This window comes from Paenibacillus sp. CR_12, assembly GCF_041953985.1.
Taxonomy (GTDB): domain Bacteria; phylum Bacillota; class Bacilli; order Paenibacillales; family Paenibacillaceae; genus Paenibacillus_AQ; species Paenibacillus_AQ lautus_A.
The window spans coordinates 18,118-41,820 of sequence record NZ_JAVFHO010000002.1 but is presented as its reverse complement, the minus strand read 5'-3'; the positions used below and the strand labels follow the sequence as shown (position 1 = coordinate 41,820).

Below are 23,703 nucleotides of genomic sequence, written 5' to 3'. Positions count from 1 at the left end.
CGCCCCGTTCCTCTATAGTTCTGGTACATTCAACCGCAGCGTGATGATTTCAAACGGCGTGAAGGATAGCGCGATTTCAGACGGCTCGTTCAGCTTCAGCTGCGTAAGGCGGTTCTCCATCAGATCGGCAATCCAGGCCTCGGCGGCTTGAAATCCAAGCCGAAGCGACGTTCCCGCATGCGTTCCCGAAGTTTCATACAGACGAACGATGATATCGTCCCCGTCCTCGGCTTTTTTGACGGACTCCACCATGATGTGCGGATGATCGGGCCTGAGAAACGCTTGGGATAAAGGCAGCTTTCTTGTCTCCTGATCCGATACGTCAGGCAAGGACACCGTGCGAAGCGGGACGTTTAGTTCATGGCCTCTTCGGTAGATTTCGGCTTGCACATGATTCCCTTGATGCGGATACACCGAATACGTGAATCGATGCTCCGCGCGGTCCGCCTCCGGATCGGGATAGGAGCTGCTGCGGAGCAGATGGAGATCCAGCACGTTATCGATGGCGCGATGGCCATACTTGCAATCATTGAGCAGCGCGACGCCATAATCCGGCTCCGATAAGTCCACCCATTGATGTGCGCAGATCTCATCCTTCGCAAAATCCCACAGCGTATTGCGGTGAGTCGGTCTGCTCAGGCTGCCGAACTGGATTTCGCAGTGGACCTGATCCGTGCGAATATTAACGGGGAACGACGTTCTTAACATCTTGCCATTCTCCCTCCAATCGACGTCCGTCTCGAAATCGATGCGCCGGCTGCCCGCCGTCAGCACGACGGTCTGGGTCAGCGAGGACTCCCCGTAACCGTACTCGAAGACAAGCCCGATCCTCGGCCCCTCCCGAAGCTCCCGCATGCTCAGCAGGTGTAACCGTGTACCCGGATTCGCCGCATAGTCATGGCGGAAATCCCATGCGTCCCCGTCGTCATGATACACACGAAGATCGTTGCCTAATCGTCCCTGCTGGATGACTTCGCGGTTTTCCGCTTTATCCAGAACCGACAGGATAGCCCCGTTTTGATCGAACGTCACGATGACCTTGTCGTTCTCCAGGCTTCGTCCTTCAGCTGCAGCGTCTGCGCCCGCCTCTGGCGTTTTAGTCAAGATTTCAGAGGAGGATGCGGCTTCTCCATCCGCTTCCAGGCCGGCGTCATTCGATAAAACTGCATATCCCATCGATGGAACCTGCACGTGATGCCAGCGTCCGTTCATGCGCAGCCACTCTCGCCGCTCCCAAGGCAGCGAATTGAAGATGACGGTTTGCGCGGAAGCCGTGTCACTGCGTGCTATATGGTCAGCTAAATAGCTGTAGGTGTCGGCAATCATGGTTTCCGTCTGCCCAAGCAGCTCTTCATACCGCGCCAGCGACTCATCGTACACCCGCTTGATCGAAGATCCCGGAAGAATATCGTGGAACTGATACAGCAGGACTTCCTTCCAGATCGTCTCCAGCGTCTCAGCTGGATAATCCCGCCCTAGCCGGGCTGCCAGCACGGAAGCAAACTCCAGCTCGCGCAGCGCTTTCTCCATCTTCCGGTTGTAACGCTTGCTCCGGGCCTGACTGGTCAAGGTTCCTTGATGCTTCTCCAGGTAGAGCTCCCCGCGCCACGTCTGGAACGACTCGCGCTCTTCATTCAACCGTTCGAAGAACTTCCACGAAGGCTCTTGCCGGACGGGAGACAAACCGAGCAGGTTTTCCTCGCGAGCCAGCCGTTCCAAATGCTCTTCGCCCGGACCGCCGCCGCCGTCTCCAATGCCGAAGAGCATCAAAGCATGGCCGGATACGTTCTTATCTAAATACTCCCGCTCCGCTTTGGCGATGGAACGAGGGGCTGCCGGACTGTTGTACGTATCTTCAGGAGGCATATGGGTCAGTACAGCGGAGCCGTCGATGCCTTCCCAGAGGAAGGAATGGTGAGGGTGCCGGTTGTACTCGCTCCATGAGAGCTTCTGGGTCATCATATAATCCACGCCGGACTTTTTGAGCAGCTGCGGCAGGCTGGCGGAGTAACCGAACACGTCCGGCATCCAGAGCGATTTCATCTCCAACCCGAATTCCTGTTGAAAATATCGCTTCCCGTACAGGATCTGACGAACCAGTGATTCCCCGCCCGGCACATTGGTATCCGATTCTACCCACATGGCTCCCTGCGGTTCCCATCTTCCTTCGCGCACCCGTTCCTTGATCTGTTCATACAGTGCCGGATAATGCTGCTTCATCCAGTCATATAGCTGGGGCTGGCTTGCCCCGAACACGTAGTCCGGGTAGCGTTCCATCATGCGAAGGACGGTCGAGAACGTTCTGGCGCCTTTCCGGATCGTTTCGCGGATCGGCCACAGCCAGGCCAAATCGATATGCGCGTGACCCACGGCGCTGATCGTTAAGACCGGATCGCCGCCTTTCAGGCTCAATGGTTCAGCCAGCTTCTTCTTCGCCTCCGCGACGCGCTCCGGCGAGAAATCCGTGAGCCGTAACGAAACGTCATACAGCGCCTGATAGATTCTCTCTTTGCGGGCGGTTCCCGCCGGGAGCTGCTCGGCAGCTTCCAAGAGTACCTCGACATCGTAATATAGGCTCCGGATATCTTCCCGGCAGCTGGCGATGACGGCTTCTTTCAAAGTTCCTCCCCGGTATTTGCCAAAGAGATCGTTATTGCCCGCATCGGCCCAAACTTCAATATCCGATCCGGTCAGGAACATGTCATGAAGCCGGACGACACGTTTGCCGGGGAGCCCTAAGGAAAAATCGAATTCCGAATTCACGGTGGTCAATCCCTGTACCGGCGATCCGTTCGGATCCGCCAAACACAACTCGCCGTTAATGTCCAGCAGGAGGACGAGATCCTCCTTCCGGCTATGCTCCGGAACGCTCCCGGCAAAACGGAACCAGGCGCAGTCCCACAGCTCCCCCCATCGCTGTCCATGGACAAGCGTCATTTTCGTTCCCGTCTTTCGATCCGAGTACGATACGGGTTCAGGCGTAACCCATGCCGTCACTTCCAACTCGGCAACCGGCTCATAGATGGCTTCCCGGAGTTTGTTTAACATTTGTTTCAACGGTTCAAGCCTTATCGGTTCGTATGGCATGATGATCTGCTCCTCTCTATTGCATCAGTCGGCTGCAGGTTCCGTCACGGATTGGGGTATCCAATCCACTTGAATCACGGCCTGGTTCGCCGCACCGTGTTCGTACTGCAGCAGGACGGTTAACGACTCTCGATCCCATACCCAGTCGGCAGGCATCGCTTGATTCCCGGTGACGTACTGGACGGACGCCGGCTCGGTCGGACAATACAGCCTTGCGCTGGCCTGCATATTGGCCGGTCCCTTGGCTGTGAATCGGAACCCGGCGTCCGATTGGTCGAGCTCTTCGATTCTGGAGGAAGCTGCGATGATGGACACTTTGCCTCCGGAAGGACGACCGGCTTCAACATCATAGAGAAGCGCCTGTTTCCCCGGGCTTAACGTAATTTGATCATGAACGGAGAGTTTCGAATCGAACAAGTCCACGACAGGACCCGAGATCGTCAAGTCTTTATCGGTGACGGACTCCTCCAGAACCGAAGCAATGATATAAGGACCGCGCTGCAGCTTGAAATAATGCTTGGCATGCCAGGGCGGTACCGTGCCGAGTAGCGCTTCTATCGCAGCCTGGACGGAGCGGCGCAGCCGGTCAGCCCCTTCCTTCGACAAGGTCAGGTCGGCCGGATGCTGATCCAGCCAGCATACAATGCCTTTTCCTGCCTGATGGATTCCTTCCGCTTTCCCCTTCAGGCCAAGCTGCTCAAACAAATGCTCCCGCGGGGAGTTGTACTTCGAGCCGAACGCTCCGCTCTCGAGCTCCGCGTTCCACCAGGCGCGTATGCCGTGGTACGGATCGCTGTCATCGCCGACATAGATCAGTGCGCCGCCATCCCGCACCCACTGCGCGAGGGCATTATGAATGTCAGGATACTCCGGCTTGATGAATTCATAGCTCAGCACAAGGACGCGATATGGAACCAAATAACCCGGATAACGCCTTACATTATCAAGCTGAAGCGTGCGTACCGGGATGCCATGCTTCAGCAGCGGCAGCGTCAGACCGTAAAACGGAGAGAAATCGAGAAGCTCCGTGTCGCCCGCCTCCTGAAAACCTTCGGGATATTTCCCGGCATCGGGCGCTCCAGGCTCAGGCTTCATTCGCTGAAACATCGCGGAGTCTGCAATTAGAACGCCGACTTGCAAGTCGTCTTCCGCCGATTCGATCACTTTCTGGTCCATGTTGCCCAGCGTATGCATGACCTGGAGCAGCGTCGTTGCATAGTCGGACGGGATGGACTCTTTGCCTGAACCGTCTTCGGAAGGATATGTCCCTTTAAAGATTCGCCGCGGCCATGGCGATACTTCATAATGGGAGACCCCGGGATGCAGCAGTGATGCGACCACGGTTTTTAGATAGTTCTGCTTGTAATCCGCCCACGTGTGGTTCGGATTATCTTCAATCGGGTCATGGAGGAACCACATGCGTCTGTCCGTTCCCCGAACCAGCTCCTGCATCACGCCGTATTCGAGGTAAGCGGTTTCAAATGTCCGCTCCTTCCGCAGCCCCTCATATACATTCGGCGTCCGGGAGGTACCCGTCCAGATCTGTGCAATGTACCCGTCTATGGACGGGAGCTCCACGAGCGCCGATTGCGGACTTACGATTCGCCATTGGGTGTAGTTGATCAAACTATGCGTCGGAACGTAAAAGCGAAGGATTCGATCATAACGTTTTAACGCGTAATCCTTCATCTCTGCGCATAACCGGTCGAGCACGCGGGTATATAAATACGCTTTCAATTTGGAAGCCCGGTATTGTGCGTCTGGCGAAGCATGCGGCGGAATCCATGGCTCCTTGTAATACAGCAGCCATTCCCGTTTGAACGCTTCCGAATAACCTCCGTTCACCCAAAATTCAGGCTCTTCCAGATGAATGGCTTCCACGCCCGCATCCACCGCGATGCGTATTCGGTCCGCGATGAAGCGGCCAAAGGAAATCGTAGGCACCATGTAAGGAATGACCGGTTGTTTGCCATGCAGGATCATCTCCCCATGGCGATCCTTCTGGGCTTCATCCCAATGGGGTACGCCGTCTATCTCCCCGTCCAGGTAGCTGTTGTATTGCCCCCAAGCGACTCCGGTCATCAGATGGACGATGTATCCTTTCTCTTTCCATTTCGAAATCCGCTCAGGCATGGTTTCGTCAATCCCATAAACCATCACGAAGTCTGTCTGAAGATCATAGTCGGGGTGATACGGTGCAGACTCTTGAAACCCGGTTCGTTCTTCCCTGCGATCTCTCGGCACGTTTTATACCTCCCTGCTCAGGTTAAATGTACTGTCGCTTCATAACCTCCATCATTTTCTAGAATATAATATATAATATTAATATATTCAATATGTTTTTTATTCGAATTAAAAAAGCCTTCTCCGTTGGATGACGGAAAAGGCTTATTTTTGGCGTGAATATTAAGTTCATGGAACCTGGCCTGATGTTTGGCGAACCACAAGCTCGGGCTCAATCAGTATTTTGCTGTAACTCTTGGCTTCTCCTGTGCCGCGCAGCACTTCCAGAAGTTTGCCGGCGGCTTGATATCCCATATCCCGCTCAAACTGCTTGACATGGGTAAAAATGCTGAATTCCTCCACGATGGAAGTCGGATCGTCGAAGCTGACGATCGATACGTCCTCTGGCACCCTAAGCCCCGCTTGCTTTGCCATCTGATAGATCTGCACGCCCAGTCTCCCGTTAAGCGAAATATAGGCGGTTACCATGCGATTTCGGATGTAACGGTATAACGGGTGGGCTTCCGCATCCTTGAGCACGTTCAGCGGTTTGAAATCCGTAATCATATGCGCCGGATTGATGAGCGCGCCTTTGTCCTTCAATGCATCGATGTACCCTTCGATCCGCTCCTGAACCGTCACGGTCTGAAGGGGAGAATCCGAGCAGATGGCGATATCACGATGCCCAAGCTCCCATAGATGCTCAACGGCGAGCCTGGTGCCCCGCCTTCCATCGGCCGCAATATAATGCGTCTCGACGCCAGGCAAATACCGGTCGATCAACACAAAAGGAAAACCGGACAGCTTCATGCCCAGTATCTCCTCGTTGTAGTTCTCCTCGTCGATCGGGAAAATAAGCAGGCCTTCGGCTCCGAGAGCCTTCAGATCCTTGATGGCGTCTTTTTCCTTGTCAAGTTTGCCGTCCGTCAGCATGATCATGCTGCGGTAACCTTCGTCACTAAGAGCCTGCTCGATCCCCTCAATGAGTCTCATGGCAAAGTAATCATGAATGGTGGGCATAATCACGCCAATCATGCCCGTTGCCAGAGTCCTTTCTCTTCCCTTGTGCGACGAAGCCGACGGCTGCGCTCCGGGTAAGAAGTCCGTTTCTTCTGCAACAAAGCTTCCTTTGCCCGGCACGCGGGCAATCAATTTCTCGTTCGCTAATCCGGTCAGCGCATTGGCAACCGTTATCTTGCTGACATGAAACTGGTCCATCAGCTCCTTCTCTGTCGGTATGCGATCACCGGGCTTCATATTTTCTGATGCTATGACGTGTCGGATATAGTCCTGGATTTGCTGATACAACGGAATTCGATCATTTGTACTCATACTAATCACATCACCAATTCATTCATGATATTTGAAATATATAATATATCCTTACACATACAAGCGCAATAAACAAGCATGAGCTGACAACGGCCAATTACGACAATACCTTGATAGGATAGCGTTTAACATGCCTGATTTGCAAGAATCATAGGAAGTTTTGTCGAACCTCTTGTAAAGTTATATTTGAATATATTAAATATGTGTTGGTAAGCGATGTGCTACACGATGTTGGTGCCAAAAAGGAGGGGTGAATGTTAACGGATGAGCACGCGCTTCCAATTGACAACAGACCATAACAAGGAGTGAATTCGCCATGGCTCGTAGATTCACGATTCTCTGTTTAGCCATCCTTTGTGCTTTTTCATTAAGCGGCGGCGCAGTTTATGCTTCGGATACGGATGCACGGTCAGCCAAACCTGACGGTTCCAATAACCGCGAACTGCCAAGTTTCAAGAAACCGAAGCATTTGGATGTCGCAGATATTTATGATGCGCCAGGTGACATTAAATTGCTGTTAGGAACCTTGCAGGGGATCGTTAACCGGGAACAGCCCCGAATCTATTTGATTGAGTCCCAGGAAGAAGGGAAAATGACCTGGCTTGAAGATATAAACGTGCCTTATACGCTTCATGAAGACTATTGGGACGTATTCGCTGCTTATCGTGGCGAAGCCAAAGGCATGATTGTATATGATCCGGAAGTTCCCGACACGATTAATGTCGCCACCACCCTCGCAGGACTGAAGAAGGCTGTCGTTGCCAGTCCGGAGCTGGCCGCCCAATTGTCCAAAGCCCCTTATAACTTGAAGACGCTGGATGATTTGCGCGGCAAATTCGATAACCGGCTCGAAGCTTACACCTGGCAGTACGAGAATCTGTGGAAGCAGACGAATCATCAGATGTTAGTCGGACTGGATCCGGATACGGCGATCCGAATTCCTTCCGGCCTCCCGGAATCGTTTGTAACGATTGCAGAGGAGAAGGAGCAGATTCGCGATGCAAGCAATCGTGATACTTACCAGCTTGATTTATCCTCTCTCTTGGGAAAATCAGAGGTATATCTTCGGTTTGACGATGCTTTCACCCAGGACGGTTGGGGCCCTGCCGTACACGAAGTAACGGTCAAGGCTGACGGCAACGTGATCGCGAGTTTCATCGCAGGTACACCGGAAGAAGAGGCCTATCTATATGATCGGCAAAATTCCAAGTTCGGTGAAGGACAAGGCGGTCACCGCTTCGCCGATAACGGCAGTTATTTTGTGTACGAATTCACTCCTCCTGCCGGAACCAAGAACCTGGTCGCCGAAGTGGATATGTGGAACCAGTATAAGGTTTCCGCGGGAAATATCCGTCCGCTATCTGCTGAGCAGCAGGAACCCTATGGTTATTTAAGAGATTACGCCGTAGCCAACAAAGCGATGGTATTCTGGCTGGATTCCAATGTCCCTGAGCAAAAAGCGCTGTTCGAAAAAATCCTGTCCGGTGTGAAGCCGGGTACCCCGTACCTCGGCTGGTTCAGCAACGATGTGGAAGGCGAGTTCAGCTCGGTCGAGATCGCTTCCCGATATGGCGTTTATGTGCTGGCGGCCGACTGGTTCAGCAATCTGACCGTCTTCTCGGGAACCAAGCCAAACTTCAAGCTGGCGAAAACACCTCCGCAGCCAGCTCTGGAGAACAAGATTTATGTAACATATACTTTTACGGAAGGCGACAACTTCCAATACAACCAGCATCGCATGCGCGTCATGTGGGATGACCCGGCTCGCGGCAAAGTCCCGATCAACTGGACCTCCAGTCCACTGCTTTATGAAGGTGCTCCAGCGATATTGAATTATTATCTCAATTCGGCTACAGAGAACGATTTGCTGATTGCCGGGCCGTCCGGTGCCGGATATTTTTACCCAAGCCCATGGCCGGATGCAAGCTTTCAGCAGTTTTTGCGGTCTACCGAGAAATACCTGAAAAAGACGGGAATGACGATCCCATATGTTCTGAATCGAGTCGATAGTCAGAATGTGCCATTATCTCCGTTTAAAGCAAAAGCATATGAGGAGGAATATAACGTACCCGGTTTATTTATTAGCTATGAAGACAGATACGGGGTTGAAATCGTTGGCGACAGCCTGCCCGTGTCAACGATCCGCGGGATCAGCACCGTGCAGGACGGCTTGCAGGTCCTGAATGAGGCCAAGGCGAATTGGGACGGCAAATCACCGCTCTTCGTTTCCCTCGGCATGCTTGCCTGGAGCATGACTCCGTCGGATGCGCTGGCTCTAACCGAACAGCTTGGAGCAGACTTCAAGGTTGTACGCGCCGATCACTATTTCTCCTTGATCCGTGAAAGCTACGGCTTGCCGGCAAGCAAGAAATGATGATGTCTTATTAAGCGACTGCATAATCCTTAAGGCAGCCGCAGGCCCAATCCAATCGGGTCTGCGCTGCCTGTTTTATTATTGAATTCCCCCGTCTTAGTGGCCGGGTCTTTCATTGTATTTCACGGCATTAACTATATGTAATTAATATCATTAAATATATTTAGTTAATGCCGTGAATTAATTGATTAATACCATTAAATAATAATCTCTACTATCCTTCATCATCCTGCAATCTGAGCTGTGCCTCCAATAAAATCGTACTGAATTTGCCTTTACTTCGTCTCTCCTCGCACCTCTCATCTCTTCACCTCTTAAAAAGGAAATACAATTCCTTGCCTGCTCGGAGCCTGGAGAAGAGGCTGAATTATTTCTTGGGTAATCGCAAAAACCACATCGTTTCGACAGCCGATCTGAGGACCGGCTCTCTTCCCTACTCTATTGCAGTCCACGATCACATGGCGATAAGATCCTTTCCCCATACGATTCGCAGCCATATTACGGCCGTGCTTCATCGCTCCATACATAAAAAACGGCAAATGGTGAATACTCACTGTATCGAATTAGCATGTATTCCCTCATATGGAGATTAGTATTATGGCCGCAAACAAAAAGATATCCCTAATCGACGTTTACTTCATCATGCTGCTGTCCTTGGGCATCACCAATCACGTTGTCCTGATCCCGCTTCTTCTGCAGAAAGCAGGCCGGGACGCGTGGATGGGCACGCTGCTAACCATGATCCTGCATATTGGCTGGGTGTATATCTTGTTTTTCATTATGAAGCGCACCGGTCAACAATCCATCTTCGCATGGTTCAAAGACAGCTTCGGACCCGTGATAGGCTGGATCTTCGTTAGCTCAACAACGCTCTATTTTTTCTGGATGTCCATGGTGATTTTGCGAGAAACGGTGACGTGGATTCAGGTCACCTACCTGCCGCAAACACCCAAAACAGTCGTCTCGCTCACCATTATCGTCCTATGCGTGTATGTGGCGAATAACGGCATTCGCTCGATAGCCATCATATCGGGAATCTTGCTTCCCATTGTATGGGTGTTGGGCCATTTTGTTGCCGTTTCTAATTTGGAATATAAAGACTATACCTTGTTGACGCCGCTCTTCTTGGAAGGTTATACGCCCATGCTCAAGAGCATGCTCGTGGCCGGCGGTGGATTCATGGAAATGATTGTGCTGATCTATCTTCAGCATCACATGAAACGAAGGATGAAATACCTCTCGATCGTCATATTGTCTATTTTGCTGGGAGGGCTCACGCTGGGACCGTTGATGGGAGCTATAGCTACATTCGGTCCTGTTCCCGCCATGGAATCCCGCTATCCTGCGTACGAGCAGTGGATGCTGGTCACCATAACGAAATATATCACCCATGTCGATTTTCTGGCATTGTACCAATGGATATCGGGGACGTTAATTCGTATATCCCTGTTCCTGTTTATTATTGCGGACGGCATTTCCTTTAAAAAAACCAAACGGCGCTTGTGGTACCTGTTAGGGATGGGTGTTACCACATCCATCATCTCGTTGATCCCGGTCATCGATCGGCAAATCGAGTTATTCGTGCTGGGCAAATATTCGCCATCCTACCTTGTCTTCCTTTCTTCGCTGACGTTGTTGATTGCCATTGCTGTCACATTTCGAGCTAATACCAAAGGAGGGTAGATGATGTCAAACTACAGAAATCGAAATAGTATGTTCCGCCGAAAAAAGAAACCATCCTCGGTCGCAGTGGACAGGCAACCTGCATCCGACGCATTGGATGAGGAAGCCCTGCGATCCATGTTTGCCAACTCCGCGGATGTCATCATCAAATCTTTCCCAGGAAATCATGAAGATGCTATCCCCGTATTGCTGCTGTATAGCGAAGGGATGGTTGATACCATGCTGATGACACAATATGTGCTGCCGGATCTGGAAGAAAAACTGGAACACTTCAAGGATTGGGAACCTTTAGCCAGAGAACTGGATAAATCGATGGAATGGAGCAAAATCAAGCAGCCTGCCGATGTCGTTAAACTTCTGTTTGCCGGACGAATGATCCTATTTTTTTCAAAAGAGAAGTGCTTTTATTCCATTGATATTGCCTCGCTTCCCAATAGACAACCTGATGAGTCCAATACAGAGGTGGCCATCAAAGGGGCGCGCGACTCTTTTACGGAAGATCTTAACATGAACGTGGCACTCGTTCGAAAAAGATTGCGTACGGCCACGCTCCACAATGAGCAAATGATGATTGGCGATCGCAGCCAGACCAGAGTAGCCCTTCTGTATATTTCCGATATCATACGCCCGGAAGTTATCAACGAGGCAAAGGTGCGCTTAAAAAGCATCCATGTCGATGCCCTAGTAACCAGCGGTCAGCTGGAGGAGGCACTTTCCGATTCGACCCTCTCCCTGTTTCCGCTCATGGACTACATTGGAAGGCCGGATTTTGTCGTGGAATGCTTGCTAAGAGGACGCTTTGTCATCCTTGTGGATGGGTCGCCGATGGCATTGATTGCGCCTTGCAACTTGCTGGAGTTGTTAAAATCGCCGGAAGACTCCTATTTTCCTTACCACTTTGTTGTATTTGAACGGCTTCTAAGGCTGCTTGGTCTCTTTCTTGCCATTATGCTCCCGGGATTTTGGGTTGCCTTGACATGCTACAACATGGATCAGCTTCCTTTTCTGCTTCTTGCGACCGTCACGGTCTCCCGATTCGGGCTACCGCTGTCGGCGCCAATGGAAATTTTATTGATGCTGGGCATGTTCGAACTGTTCAGGGAAGCCGGGGTCAGACTGCCTAAAGCCGTTGGTCAAACCATAGCAGTATTAGGAGGTCTCATTATCGGTGATGCCGCCATCCGTGCGGGCCTGACGTCGCCAACCATGCTGGTAGTATCCGCGACGACTGCAGTCGCAACGTTTACCTTGGTCAATCAGACCCTAAGCGGGACGGTCAGCATTATTCGTCTTTATGTACTGATATGGTCTTCCTTGCTCGGCATGCTCGGATTCTTTATTGGAATATTCAGTCTTGTTGCATACCTCTCCGTACTGGAATCCTTCGGACTTTCGTACCTTGCTCCTCTATCGCCGCTGACCTTCAAGGATTTGATGAATGCCCTCTTGAAAAAACCGTGGGCTTTCAACAAAAACCGACCGGAAATGCTGCAGAATATAGATAACACATCTGAAGAAAGGGAACCTACGTGAGATGAGAAACTGTACCAATATCCTAAAATTAATATGGTTAACGGTTATGCTCAATATGTTAACGGGCTGCTGGGACATCAAGGAGATACAAGACATGAATTACATCACCGCCATCGGCATCGACCAAGAGGACGGTGATTTTGTTGTTTACACCCAGATGATGGATTTTACGTCCGTGGCCAAAAACGAATCGGGAAAAACGGATACCCCCCCTCAAGTATGGACTTCCAAAACCAGGGGCAAAACCTTTGACATGGCGGTCAATGCCATCTATGATTCAGCGCAGTTACGGACAAGCTGGAGCCATATCTCTTGTATTCTCATCAGTGATACCGTCTTACAATCGAATGTCCTAACCAAACTGGATACGATCGGCCGATATCAAGAAATCCGTATGACGCCCTGGGTATTTGGAACAAAAGACTCCATCGAACAATTGTTTAATGTTCCAGCTTTCTTCAATCTATCCCCGTTAAATACGTTAGCCCATGATCCTTCCGAAGAGTATAAACAGAGATCCTATATCGTACCGATTCGATATTTTGATTTCATGGCGCTGATCACTGAACCGGCAAGCACGGTGCTGCTTCCTAATCTATCGATCAATAAAGGAACCTGGAGTCTAAATCAAAAAGAAAATCCGAAGCTGGTGATTAACGGAGTATACGCTATATCCGAAGAAGTATCGAAAGGCTTTTTCACCAATGACAAGCTCACCGGTCTGCGCTGGATGGAAACCGATACGAAACGCTCTCCCGTCATGATTACGAATAAGAGCGGCGAATACGCGGGGATCGTCGTATTGTCGGATCCTAAAGTTCGCAAGGAATTGAGCATTGTCAACGGAATGCCCCGATTCCGCATCAACGTGAAGTTAGGAGGTAACGTGGTAGAAGCGCTCGACGACATGAACAAAACCGAAATGGAAAACCAGGCGGCCGCGGAAGTACGGGAGGAGATTATATCTACGTATAAAAATGGAATTGCCTCAAAGACAGATCTGTACAGCTTGGAGCACGTTTTGTTTAAGAAAGACACCCGGCTTTGGAAAAAAATCAATCAGTCGTCTGCCCAACCGATGGATGCAGGTTCTTTGGAAAAGGTTCATGTCGAAGTCCATCTGAATCATGCCGGCATGAAGCTGCTCCCTCATCAAAATGGACCTGCTGCGCCTACGACCAAAAAAGAGGCAGGATCCTGACGATCTGCCGTTAAATGAACCCATGATTAAGGCAGCCTGTTCTTGGAATCAATAACGGCTACCTATGCTTTGAACCATGTTTCTTCCTATGTCATATATGATAAAGATGAAATAAACGTTGTTTGTAAAGTTGATCGTACGCACTTGGCTACACGATAATTTCCACATCTTCATCCTCAAACAAGTCATCATAAGCAACGTAGAGGCCTATGGCTGAGGCGATTAATACCAAAATGGCTGCGATAAACGCCAATTGTTTAACCGTAGCTTTGTTTGATTTCCCTTGCTGTCTTCGTTTACGTTGCACTCCTCGGCCCAAACTGCATACCTCCCGCTTTCATGCCGTTACAATAAAATATGATTCGGACATGAAAATGTTGTTAGGCAAAGCACGCTTATTATATCGGATGGTTGATAGAGGATGCTTGTATACCGTTATGATTGGCCGCGAAGCTTGCTAAAAACTCCCTTATATCCTTGACGAGTGAATCCGGATCGGACATGGCAACCATATGGCTGCCGCTTTCAAGATTCGACCAATGCACGATATGGTTATTGGCTTCGGCCATTCGCCGGAAGATCGAGCATCCTCCGAGGGAAACCCCTGTCGGTACCTTCGTTTGATCTGTTGGCATCCCGGCTGCTCCATCATAATACGTCCGACGAGGAGGCTGCAGTCTCGTCAACCAATATAGGGTAGCGTTAGTAAAGAGCAAATCTTTATGGATAGGTTCCCGAGGGATGTCATTTTTGGGCCATCCGTCAAATTCCTTATAGCGCTCGATAAGGTAAGCAAGCGCGGCGACCGGCGAATCGTGCAGTCCGTAACTGACGGTTGGATAGATAAGGGGCATAACCACTGCCTCCTGCAAACAGCTCAGCCAAACGAGTCATTTCAGCCAGCTCTTCGTCACTAGCTCCTTCCAGTTCGCTCGGATCTCCCATGGTGATGCCCAGTCCTCCTGTAAGATGTACACTGATCATGTGTTTAGCATCCAGGATAGCCAGCTCCGGTGTGACTAAGGCACCGGCATCGTTACCATGCGCACCGTAAACATCATACCCGAGTCTGTGCATCAACTTGACCCAGCTTAATGTCAGTGTTTCGGAGGAATCTTTTATCATAATGCAGGAGCGTGGTCATAGAGCAACTATAGGTCGTTAAAATGAATCACCATGCCCGTCTTGTCATCGGATTTCTTGAATCTTGCATGGGTTAAACATTCCGGGTCAGCCTCTTCGATATCCTGTAATTCATGCGTATACTGCTCAAGGCCTTTTAACAGTATACGCTGCGCGATGTAGTCCCAATAGGATCGATCACTCGGCACGTCGTTCACAGGCCAGAATAAACCATCCGTTATTAGAATCAGGTGGGCTAATCGGGATCTATTGATTTTTCCGTATTCGAGAAAATCAACGGCACGGGGATCCCCGTTCAAGACGCCGTATCCTCCATTCACGTTGCTCTTAAAGCGGTTCTCCCTAATGATATCTATTACCGTGCCGAGGAGTTCTTCTTGACGGGTCAGTCCCTGATTCACGCCTTCCTCCCATTTCGCGATGGCTGGAGTTTCCAAATGAGCGACTTGTCTCCAGGTTAACGGTCGAACCTCCCCGTCCTGGTACACGGCAAGGATCATGCAGTCACCGGTCTGCAGGAATTCCACCCGTTCCTCCTGAATTCGTACGAGAGCAAGAGCCGTTCCCCAGAGCCCGTCTTTTTTCTCCATATCGACATGGGCTTGCTGCATAAGCTCTCTTAACTTATCGTTTGCTGCCGCAGCATGCTCCGCAATCTGCCCCACTTGATCCAGTGATTCAAAAAAGTTCTTCACCGCTTGAGCGGCAAGGTACCCTCCCGTTTCCTTCTTGTCGCTGAGGTAGGGAACCACGGAGGATACCCCGTCTAACACGCCGTACAACCCGGCCTGCTCATGAATCATAAGTGCATCTTCATTTAAGAAATGGATCCCCTTCAGGGTGTACTGCTTAATGGTTACCATAAATTGGCCCCTCCTACACAATGAATTCTGGTTTATTTGCTGGATTCGTTATTTTCGCCTGGCCGTATTCCAAAATAGGAGACAAGTTACAAGCAGTGCGAGCAGAAAGCTGCTAATGGCCGGGACGACAAGCTGCAATACATAGGACAGTCCCCGCCCTTCTACAACCGTCATCATGGCCGCGAACATGGCAAGGATATAGACCGTAACGAATACGCACCAAAAGGTTATAACCGGATGCGCATGCGCTCTTTTCGTGGGCGATACGTACAAATGACGGTGAATCCACCATGCGGTCAGGACCAAGCCAAATAGGGTGCTGCCGTGTTGGCCTAGTTTGTACACCGGAATTTGTAAGGCACCGATATGCACCTTTTCCGTAAGGAGCGGAATCTGATTGACGATCCATGCTCCCTTGTGCGTGAACTGATCCCAGAGCAGATGCGTGCCAACGCCTGCCAGTCCTAAGAGGATTACGGCCAGCCACCCTATGGGAGAGACTGGAGTTTTGCCATCCCGCTGCCAGCGGTACGGGAACCATGAAGGTAAATAGACGTGCAGAACCGGGCGTATGACCTTCTCAAACACAACGTACAGCAGCAATATCATCGGGAGATTGAATAAGAGAATACCCGGACCCTCATGCCCCCATACGCCAGCCGCCCGAAAACGGATGAAATATTCAAAATCCGGCGCCAGGCACCCGATAATGAGCGCGGACACCGGTAACGACTTCTTCTTCCACCACGGCATCGTGATGACGGGATGCGCGAATGTAAAAGGCATAATCTCTCCTAACTGCTGATTTTATGTATAAACGATTTTTTACTATTCTAGCATCAACACGCTTCTAAGGGATACGATATTTTCATCAATCGAAAAAGGACAGGCTTCCGCCTGTCCTCTCAAAACCATGATTTACAGCAGTTCACGTGCGAGAAGGCGATATACCTCCAGCCGCTTTTCCTGCGAATGCGGAATGCTGCATATCATCGCTTCCTGGAATCCGTAGTGCGCTTGCTCTTCCTGTAAGCGGGCCGCGATGTCTTTTACCGCTCCCACCAGATGAATTTTGCGCCCTTCCTGGATAGCCATCCGGTCAATTTCCGTTAAAGATACATTCTGAGCCTCTTCGGGTGTCATCACCTGCGTAATTCGGCCCTTGCTCATCATCAGCCGGAAAATATCCTGCGGCAGCGCTTCATACTCCGCTTCTTCCATTGTTTCCGCTGTCGTTACCATATAGGATACGTTAATTTCAGGCTTCTCCATGAACGGGGATGGTTGGAAGTTATCACGGTAATGGTCCAATATGTCTATGCTCATCGCTCCGTTAAAGAACTGTGCGAAGGAGTAACCGACCCCCATCTGTGCCGCTTGCAGCGCACTGTTGCCGCTGGAGCCGAGCAGCCACACTTCAGGCAGGGCGACTCCCGTAGGCGCAGCGGCATTCGTGGCATACAGTTCATCTTCCGGCACCTGGTCGCGAAGAAGCTGCATGGTGACGGAGAGCTTGTCATACATGTTATGAAGCATCAGCTGCCGCCCTTCGGACAGAGCGTACATGGCACTCGTATCGCCGCCGGGCGCGCGCCCTACGCCGAAATCAATCCTTCCGGGCGTAAATGCGCTTAACGTCTTAAATACTTCCGCGAGCTTCAGTGGAGAATAATGCATCATCATGACGCCGCCGGTGCCGATGCGTATCCGATCGGTTTTTGCCGCAAGCCGGGCGGCCGTCACTTCAGGGGCGGAGCTGGCAAACGTATGTCCTCCATGATGCTCGGCCATCCACATTCTGCTGTATCCCAATCCATCGGCCAGAACAGCCAGCTCTTCGGCTTTCATCAATGCGCTTTCCGCCGTGTTGCCGCTGGTGACGGGAGCTTGATCCAGTACGCTTAATCTCATATGATATCTTCCCTTCTTCGATTCGATTAGATGACCATTTTGCTGCTGATCCATTCCTCCAAGGCGCTAACCTTGTCCTTAAAGCGTTCTCCGCGCATTTCCTCCGACAACGAAGCGATGGTCTCTCGCTTTAATACAGCTTTCCAGGAATATTCGGCTTCTTCCATCAAATCGGATAGCAGGCAGCAGCTCTCTTCATTTTGCAGGTCGAGCATGTCTACGAGAATTCCATGGGACGAGTATAGGGACTGCTGTCCTTCCACCGCGAGGTAAACGTCGTATATACGAATATCCTCAGGTTTCTTCCTTAATCTGAATCCGCCCTTGATGCCGGGGACGGACGTGATCAGATTAGCGGTTACCAGCTTTCTCAACAATTTCTGAAAATAGGTCACGGAAGTTCCCAGCTGCTGGCTAATCGCTTCCCCAGGCAGCACCGCCCTGTCCGGCAGCATGTTGAGCAGAACCAGGGCATATACGGACTGTTCCACGCCGGTTTTCATATGCATAAACAGCACCTCGTTTTACGGTATGGATTTGGTTTAAAATGCTATTCATATTTAAAGCGGATAATTAATATCCACGTTATATCATATATCAGCCGGGTTGAAATGTACAACCTAATGTTTGCGTTCATCTCATATAACATGCTGAACGGGATCGTATTGATGGCATGCCCCAGTTCAGCAACGTTTGGATATGACCGAATCATGACTAATGCATGACAAGTGTATGGCTTTTATATGACAGAAGTAACTGTTTCGATAGACTGCCAAACCCTATACTCATGGAAACACATGACAAAAAACACCGCTCTCATTGAAAGCGGTGTTCTTGCTTAGTCAATCCGGATCCCTCAGTACCTGCTTGAGCAGCGGAATAGCCTTGGTCCGGTCATTCATGCCGATTTTCTCATAGATGACGCTGATGTAGTTGCGAACCGTACCTTCCGTGATATATAACATATCGGCGATCTCGCGGTTGTTCTTATATTCCGTCATCAGCTTTGCAATCTGCAATTCCCTGGGGGTCAGATTATAGTTCTGCACCGGAAACTGTGGAACTCCGGTCGTTCTTAACCGGGCCGCCAACTTTGCCGCCACCTTCGAAGGGAGCATCAGCTCGCCACGAATCGCCTCGCGGATCGAGGCGATGATTTTATGGGACGTAAAGTCTTTAAGCAAATATCCGGATGCTCCTTTGGCCAGTGCCTCTATAATGAAATCCTCTTCGGTGAACGTCGTGAGGATCAGCACGATCGTATCCGGATTAGACTGCTTAATCTGGTGCGTTGCCGCTATTCCGTTCATAACCGGCATTTCGATGTCCATTAACACAAGCTGAGGACGCAGCTGCTCCACCAGCTCGCAAGCGGTCTGCCCATTGTCCGTCGTAGCAACGACCTCCATTTCGGGCTCCATATTGATAATGGCCTCTAGGCCTTCACGGACAATGGTTTGATCCTCTGCAATGAGTATGCTTATGCTTGACATTTCTGATCACTCCTTAAGCGCGGAACGAGGCATGGTGAGTAATAACACACAGCCTGCTCCATCCTTCGTGCTGACCTGGAAGGTGCCGCCCCTTCGCCGGGTCGTTTGGCGCATCATGGTCAATCCGAATCCAAGCCGTTCGGACGTAAAGGGCAGCCCGTTATTTTCGAGCGTAAACTGGATAGCGTCTTCTGTCTCGATCAACTCAAACCGGAAGAACGTGCAATGGCCGTGACGAATACCGTTCGTGATCCCCTCCTGCAAGGCATGGCGGATCAACTTCTCGGCCTCCGGCTCAAGACTTCCGTCGGAGACTTCAATCTTATGCTCCACGTTGACTTCCGCATATTGCTGGGAGTCGTTAATGATTTGCAGCAAGGAGTCCCGGAACGTTGCTGAAGCAGCCGCTTCCTCGGCAAGCATATGCACGGATTTCCGCATTTCATGAAGCCCTTTGCGGAGCAGGTCGGACGCATGCTTCAATTTCTCCGTCGATTCCGGTGCGTTCTGCGAAGACATTTTCAGACCGAGCTCTAACTGAACGACGCTGGCTGTTAGAATATGCCCTACGTGATCGTGAATATCGCCGGCAATTCGGTTCCGCTCGGCGAGCACGGATATCTCCGACAATGCTCTGGCCCGTTCTTCCAAAGAATGCTCAAGCTCAATGGTCCTCGCCTCCACTTCGCGTTCCAGCGTTGCATTCCAGCGTGCCAGTTGGAGATGCAGTTCAAGGCGTGCCAACAGCTCCTGCTTGTCGACGGGTTTCGCAAGATAATCATTACCGCCGTGTTCAAAACCGGCAACCAAATCCGTCATTTGACTTTTTGCGCTTAGGAAGATGACAGGCAATTCGCCAGAATTGTAATGCCTGCGTATTTCTTCACCTAATTGGAGTCCGGATACATACGGCATCATGACATCGAGAAGCGCAATGTCCGGTTTGTATCCATTCTGGATCCATTCCAGGGCCTCTTGTCCGCTGCATGTCGACCTCAGTGTATATTTTCCCGCCAGGAACTGCAAGAGTACCTGGACGTTAATCGGATCGTCATCCACGATGAGCACCGAAGGCAGTTGTTTATTGGAGTAGGCTGCCTCCCGCTCAGTCTCAACGATCTCCCAATGCGGGAATGACTCTGTCGGAATGTAATCTGCGACAGGCAGAGGAGGGCTCTTCGGCTTTCCTTCGCCAGCCATGGGGAGCGTAAAGCTGAACGTTGAGCCTTCTCCAACACCGGAGGTTACTCCAATCCTTCCGCCATGCAGTTCGACCAGCTTCTTAGTAATCGAGAGCCCGATCCCCGTACCACCTTGTTGAGATCGATCCAGAGGATTAATCTGCTCGAATGATTCAAAAATACGGTCCAGATCAGCTTCTGCGATGCCGATTCCGCTATCGGTTATCTGAACCGAAACTTGTCCTTGCAGCCTCTTTGCCGTGACGGTAACCGTCCCGGTTTCCGTGTAAGCAATCGCATTTCCAATTAAATTATGCAATATTTGCTGCAACCGATTCTCGTCGGCCATCACGTACATATCGTCCGGCAATTGATGGGATAGTCGAAGCCCTTTCTTCTCGGCTAATGGGTTGACCACTTGAAGGGTCAGCTCGACGGCCAGACGCAAGTTAACCGTCACGAGGACCAAACCGATTTCCTGGTGCTTGAGCTTTGAGAAATCCAATATATCGTTGACCAAATGGGCAAGCCGCTGGCCGCTGACCTTCATGAGCCGCAAAAGATCGATGACAGGCGATGGCAGTTTGCCGGAGCTTCCGTCAATCAATGCATCGGCCAGACCGATAATGCCATGGAGCGGAGTACGCAGCTCATGCGAAGTTTTCGCCAAAAATTCATCCTTCAGTTTATCTAATGTCAACAAACGCTCCGACAAACGCTCCACTTGGGAAAATGCCCGTGAGAATTTCATGGACAGCAATAATGCCTGCAAAAATACAAACCCCAGCACACCGTACTGCAGCAACGCTGGCGTTGTAAAGACTCCATTACGGTTTAAGGTATCATTGACCGCCGTCAGGAAAATCAGGGTAAATCCGAGTATGAGGAGGACAGCCCCTTCTTGTCGTTGCCTTGCTACCCGAATGGATGCATAAACGGCATAGAGAACAAGCCCGATGGAATAGATCTGAAATGGGATCAGTGAGTAATCGTACACCCGGATATCTGTTATAAGCACCAGTAAGGTCAAAGATATCGTGAAAAACTGCGTCAAACGCCATACCTTGCGGGATAGACTTTTGCAAACCAAACCCATGAGAACGCTGGGAATATTTCCAGTATAAATCTCGAACCCACCAGCATCGTTCGAACTGCCATGCACATACAGAATAATCCGAAATACAGCGGAGTAACGTCGTTGCGCCTGAGCACGTACAAGATGACATGATACACAGCGATCACCAGCAATGAACCGATGACGAGACTGTCTCTTACAAGCTCTACCGACTTCTCCTGCTGCAGCTGCTTGGCGTCTCCAAGCTCAAAGGCGTTATTAATCCCGCCCTTGGGATACGTAAAATTGGCGACCTGAACCAGAAGCGTCAATCGTCCGTCCGAGTCCGGCTTAACGGGTACGACTACAGACGGACCGTACTTCGGAATGGATGCCTCGTGCGTAGATTCTGGTTTACCGGCCGATGCCGCCAGGGTATCGTTGACCCATAGGGCGTATGACGAATAGATGTTACGCAGCTTGAGTGCAATCGGCTCTTCAGAATCAAGCCCGCTAATCGTCAAACGATACGTTGCATATCCGTCGGCTGGAAGCTTCCTGCCGTTCAACGAATAATTCGTCCAATACTCGGGCATATCGACGTATGCACTTACGGCAGGAAAGCTCCCTTGTTTCAGATCGTCCGGATCCAGCAGTTGGTTCCAATAAAATGCCCACTTTCCGTTCAACGCAATGGACCCGTCTGTGCCGAAATCCCATTCTTCCAGCTGAAGCTCACCGTTCTGCACGCTCACGGACGACTTCGCAGTTGCAATATCCGAAAGGCCGGCTAAAGATAAGATCAGGTAAAAAAAAACAGGGCAGCCGCGTGTTTACGCCATCTCATGCGAGAATGGACGCAACATCGATATAAATTTCATCGCCTAACCGGGCATTCCCCAGCAGGCGAAGATGTCGCTTGGTTGTAAAATCTTTGGGTTCGTAACTGTTGGGTGCTTTAGCGGGGGACAACAGCTTTAGTTGGATATAGGTTTCCGCTACAAGTTTGCTGCAGAAGAAGTCGCGGAACGAAGTAGTGATGCCGAACTTGCCCTCGATGATCTCCCAATACATCTGTTTTTTATCCGGAAACACGGCATCATGCACCTGCTCGATAAAATGATCCAGCAGCTCGTACATTTCGGGTGTTCGATCGGCATGCAGATGACGAATCGCAAACATCGTATCGTAATGGTTGCTGACATCGGTTGACAATCGATCGCGTAACTTCACGAGCTGAGGACCTGATTTCTTGATATGTAACCACGTATCCTCCAGATTATCGAGCGACGTGGATTCCCATAACAGCACTTCATCGTTCGGAGCGCGTACGACCATCGCAACATGTGACCACGGACAATGTTCCAGCGCTTCAATTCGAAGACTTCCCTTGGCTACCCCATGAGCGAGCAGAAGATCTCCGGTCTGCAGCTTAGGTTCAATCTCGTTATAAGGAACGGTGGTTTGGTTCATATTATCCCCCTTGGCTGGTGAAATTCACCATGAATTTTGGTCCTTCAGTTTAATACTAAACGCAACCCATAAATTGTCAATCACTGAAATTGGGCTTTGGCATCGTCTTTGTCCCTTCCCGAATCCATTTTTAGTAGATATAGGTGATTATCGGTTCGTACAGAGCTGCTTTCGGATATCGATTTGCGCAAACAGGCCTGCCCGGATTTGCTCCAAGGCAGGCCTGTGTATTTTAATGGTTTTCGTTTACATATTCTGGCGCTTCTCCTGTCACGCTTCCTCCCATAACCGCTTCAAATTGTCTAAACCCAATCGGGTTCCTTCCCTGCACTCCTCCATGCCCTCGAATTCCAGCGTAATATCCCCGTCATAACCGGATTCTTTAATGAGTCGAAGGATTCGCCGCACATCCAGATCCCCCTGCCCGAAGATGGAACCTCGTAGGTAATTGCCATGGGAGGTTCTGAACCACTTCCCCCCGCCCGGATCCTGATCAAACGGACGATAATAGAAGTCTTTCACGTGGACGAGCGAGGCCAGCGGCAAATTGCGTTTCACGCCGACCAGCGGCTGCTCGTCAACGCATAGAAAGTTGCCGATATCCAAGGTCGTCTTGAAATTCGGACGGTCGACTGCCTGCAGCACGCGCTGTACCCGGTCGCTTGCCTGCACGCTCACGCCATGGTTCTCGATTGTGGTCGTGATGCCGTAGCGGGCTGCGTAATCCGCGATTTGACGGCAGCCTTCCACGATCATGCCCAAATGGGTTTCCACGTAATCGATGCCCATCTTCTCCGGCGGCAGCGTGAACGCCGTTACGTCATGGCGCATATGCTTCATTCCCAGCCGGTCGACCGTATCCACGTGGCGCTTGATCCGTTCGACCTCCGCATCGAAGTCGTCCCTGCTCTCCTGGACGAAATTAGCGGGCATGGAATAATTGGATAATGCGATGCCGGCTTCGGCCGCCCGCTCACGCACCGCGTCGGCAAGTCCGGGATTGTCCTCCAGCGTATATCCATAGGGTACGATCTCCATGTGCTGTCCGCCGTTCTCCGCGATCCAATCCACCACTTCCAGAACCGTCATCTCGCCTGCACGGATAGCCGGCAGCAAGCTGTAGGTGCTCACACCAACCCTCATTGCATGATT

The 23,703-nt window shown here is 50.8% G+C and carries 17 protein-coding genes and 1 pseudogene; 4 read left to right on the top strand and 14 right to left on the bottom strand.

Features of this window, described 5'->3' with window-relative positions; translation table 11 throughout:
• Positions 1–12: 12 nt before the first annotated feature.
• The 3 genes from RB297_RS03955 to RB297_RS03945 all read right to left on the bottom strand — a co-directional run bounded on the left by RB297_RS03955 (position 13) and on the right by RB297_RS03945 (position 6,642).
• Positions 13–3,087, bottom strand: coding sequence for an alpha-mannosidase (locus tag RB297_RS03955; protein WP_375119806.1), 3,075 nt, complete (start codon positions 3,085–3,087; stop codon positions 13–15).
• A gap of 24 nt (positions 3,088–3,111) precedes the next feature.
• On the bottom strand, positions 3,112–5,331 hold the full coding sequence (locus RB297_RS03950) for a hypothetical protein (protein WP_375119805.1): 2,220 nt from the start codon (positions 5,329–5,331) through the stop codon (positions 3,112–3,114).
• Between the two features lie 168 nt (positions 5,332–5,499).
• The gene (locus tag RB297_RS03945; RefSeq protein ID WP_192571938.1) at positions 5,500–6,642 is read right to left on the bottom strand and encodes a GntR family transcriptional regulator; all 1,143 of its coding nucleotides are present in this window, start codon (positions 6,640–6,642) and stop codon (positions 5,500–5,502) included.
• A 316-nt stretch (positions 6,643–6,958) separates the two neighbouring features.
• Between RB297_RS03945 and RB297_RS03940 the strand changes: the two genes are divergently transcribed.
• From RB297_RS03940 to RB297_RS03925, 4 genes are all read left to right on the top strand, one after another.
• Positions 6,959–9,016, top strand: a complete 2,058-nt coding sequence (locus tag RB297_RS03940) for a GxGYxYP domain-containing protein (protein ID WP_277748917.1) — start codon at positions 6,959–6,961, stop codon at positions 9,014–9,016.
• A 597-nt stretch (positions 9,017–9,613) separates the two neighbouring features.
• Positions 9,614–10,699 (top strand): GerAB/ArcD/ProY family transporter, encoded by a 1,086-nt coding sequence (locus tag RB297_RS03935; RefSeq protein WP_375119804.1) that lies wholly within the window; start codon positions 9,614–9,616, stop codon positions 10,697–10,699.
• Positions 10,700–12,232, top strand: a complete 1,533-nt coding sequence (locus tag RB297_RS03930) for a spore germination protein (RefSeq protein ID WP_375119803.1) — start codon at positions 10,700–10,702, stop codon at positions 12,230–12,232. It begins immediately after the preceding gene.
• A gap of 1 nt (position 12,233) precedes the next feature.
• On the top strand, positions 12,234–13,433 hold the full coding sequence (locus tag RB297_RS03925; RefSeq protein WP_096773675.1) for a Ger(x)C family spore germination protein: 1,200 nt from the start codon (positions 12,234–12,236) through the stop codon (positions 13,431–13,433).
• Positions 13,434–13,581: 148 nt separating this feature from the next.
• On the opposite strand, the gene RB297_RS03920 is transcribed toward RB297_RS03925, so the two are convergent.
• The 11 genes and pseudogenes from RB297_RS03920 to RB297_RS03870 form a co-directional block, all read right to left on the bottom strand.
• Entirely contained in the window at positions 13,582–13,752 is a 171-nt protein-coding gene (locus RB297_RS03920) for a hypothetical protein (protein ID WP_176502398.1), read from the bottom strand.
• Between the two features lie 79 nt (positions 13,753–13,831).
• Positions 13,832–14,287: a hypothetical protein gene (locus RB297_RS03915; protein WP_375119802.1), complete on the bottom strand. Its 456-nt coding sequence runs from the start codon at positions 14,285–14,287 to the stop codon at positions 13,832–13,834.
• A gap of 297 nt (positions 14,288–14,584) precedes the next feature.
• Positions 14,585–15,439 (bottom strand): protein phosphatase 2C domain-containing protein, encoded by an 855-nt coding sequence (locus RB297_RS03910; RefSeq protein WP_375119801.1) that lies wholly within the window; start codon positions 15,437–15,439, stop codon positions 14,585–14,587.
• Positions 15,440–15,487: 48 nt separating this feature from the next.
• Positions 15,488–16,225: a DUF4184 family protein gene (locus RB297_RS03905; RefSeq protein WP_096773673.1), complete on the bottom strand. Its 738-nt coding sequence runs from the start codon at positions 16,223–16,225 to the stop codon at positions 15,488–15,490.
• A gap of 132 nt (positions 16,226–16,357) precedes the next feature.
• The gene (locus RB297_RS03900) at positions 16,358–17,350 is read right to left on the bottom strand and encodes an MsnO8 family LLM class oxidoreductase (RefSeq protein ID WP_192571946.1); all 993 of its coding nucleotides are present in this window, start codon (positions 17,348–17,350) and stop codon (positions 16,358–16,360) included.
• A 26-nt stretch (positions 17,351–17,376) separates the two neighbouring features.
• On the bottom strand, positions 17,377–17,859 hold the full coding sequence (locus tag RB297_RS03895) for an Rrf2 family transcriptional regulator (RefSeq protein WP_375119800.1): 483 nt from the start codon (positions 17,857–17,859) through the stop codon (positions 17,377–17,379).
• 333 nt (positions 17,860–18,192) lie between these two features.
• Complete coding sequence (locus RB297_RS03890; RefSeq protein ID WP_375119799.1) at positions 18,193–18,843, bottom strand: response regulator transcription factor; 651 nt, start codon at positions 18,841–18,843, stop codon at positions 18,193–18,195.
• 6 nt (positions 18,844–18,849) lie between these two features.
• Positions 18,850–19,662, bottom strand: a complete 813-nt coding sequence (locus RB297_RS03885; protein ID WP_375120556.1) for a sensor histidine kinase — start codon at positions 19,660–19,662, stop codon at positions 18,850–18,852.
• Positions 19,636–21,674 (bottom strand): annotated as a pseudogene (locus RB297_RS03880) (ATP-binding response regulator); the annotation flags it as partial. The pseudogene RB297_RS03880 and the gene RB297_RS03885, both read right to left, overlap by 27 nt.
• 247 nt (positions 21,675–21,921) lie before the next feature.
• Positions 21,922–22,551 carry a hypothetical protein gene (locus tag RB297_RS03875; protein WP_096773668.1) on the bottom strand — a complete coding sequence of 210 codons (630 nt, stop codon included), beginning with the start codon at positions 22,549–22,551 and terminating at the stop codon, positions 21,922–21,924.
• 270 nt (positions 22,552–22,821) lie between these two features.
• Entirely contained in the window at positions 22,822–23,694 is an 873-nt protein-coding gene (locus tag RB297_RS03870) for a sugar phosphate isomerase/epimerase family protein (protein WP_375119798.1), read from the bottom strand.
• Positions 23,695–23,703 lie beyond the last annotated feature (9 nt).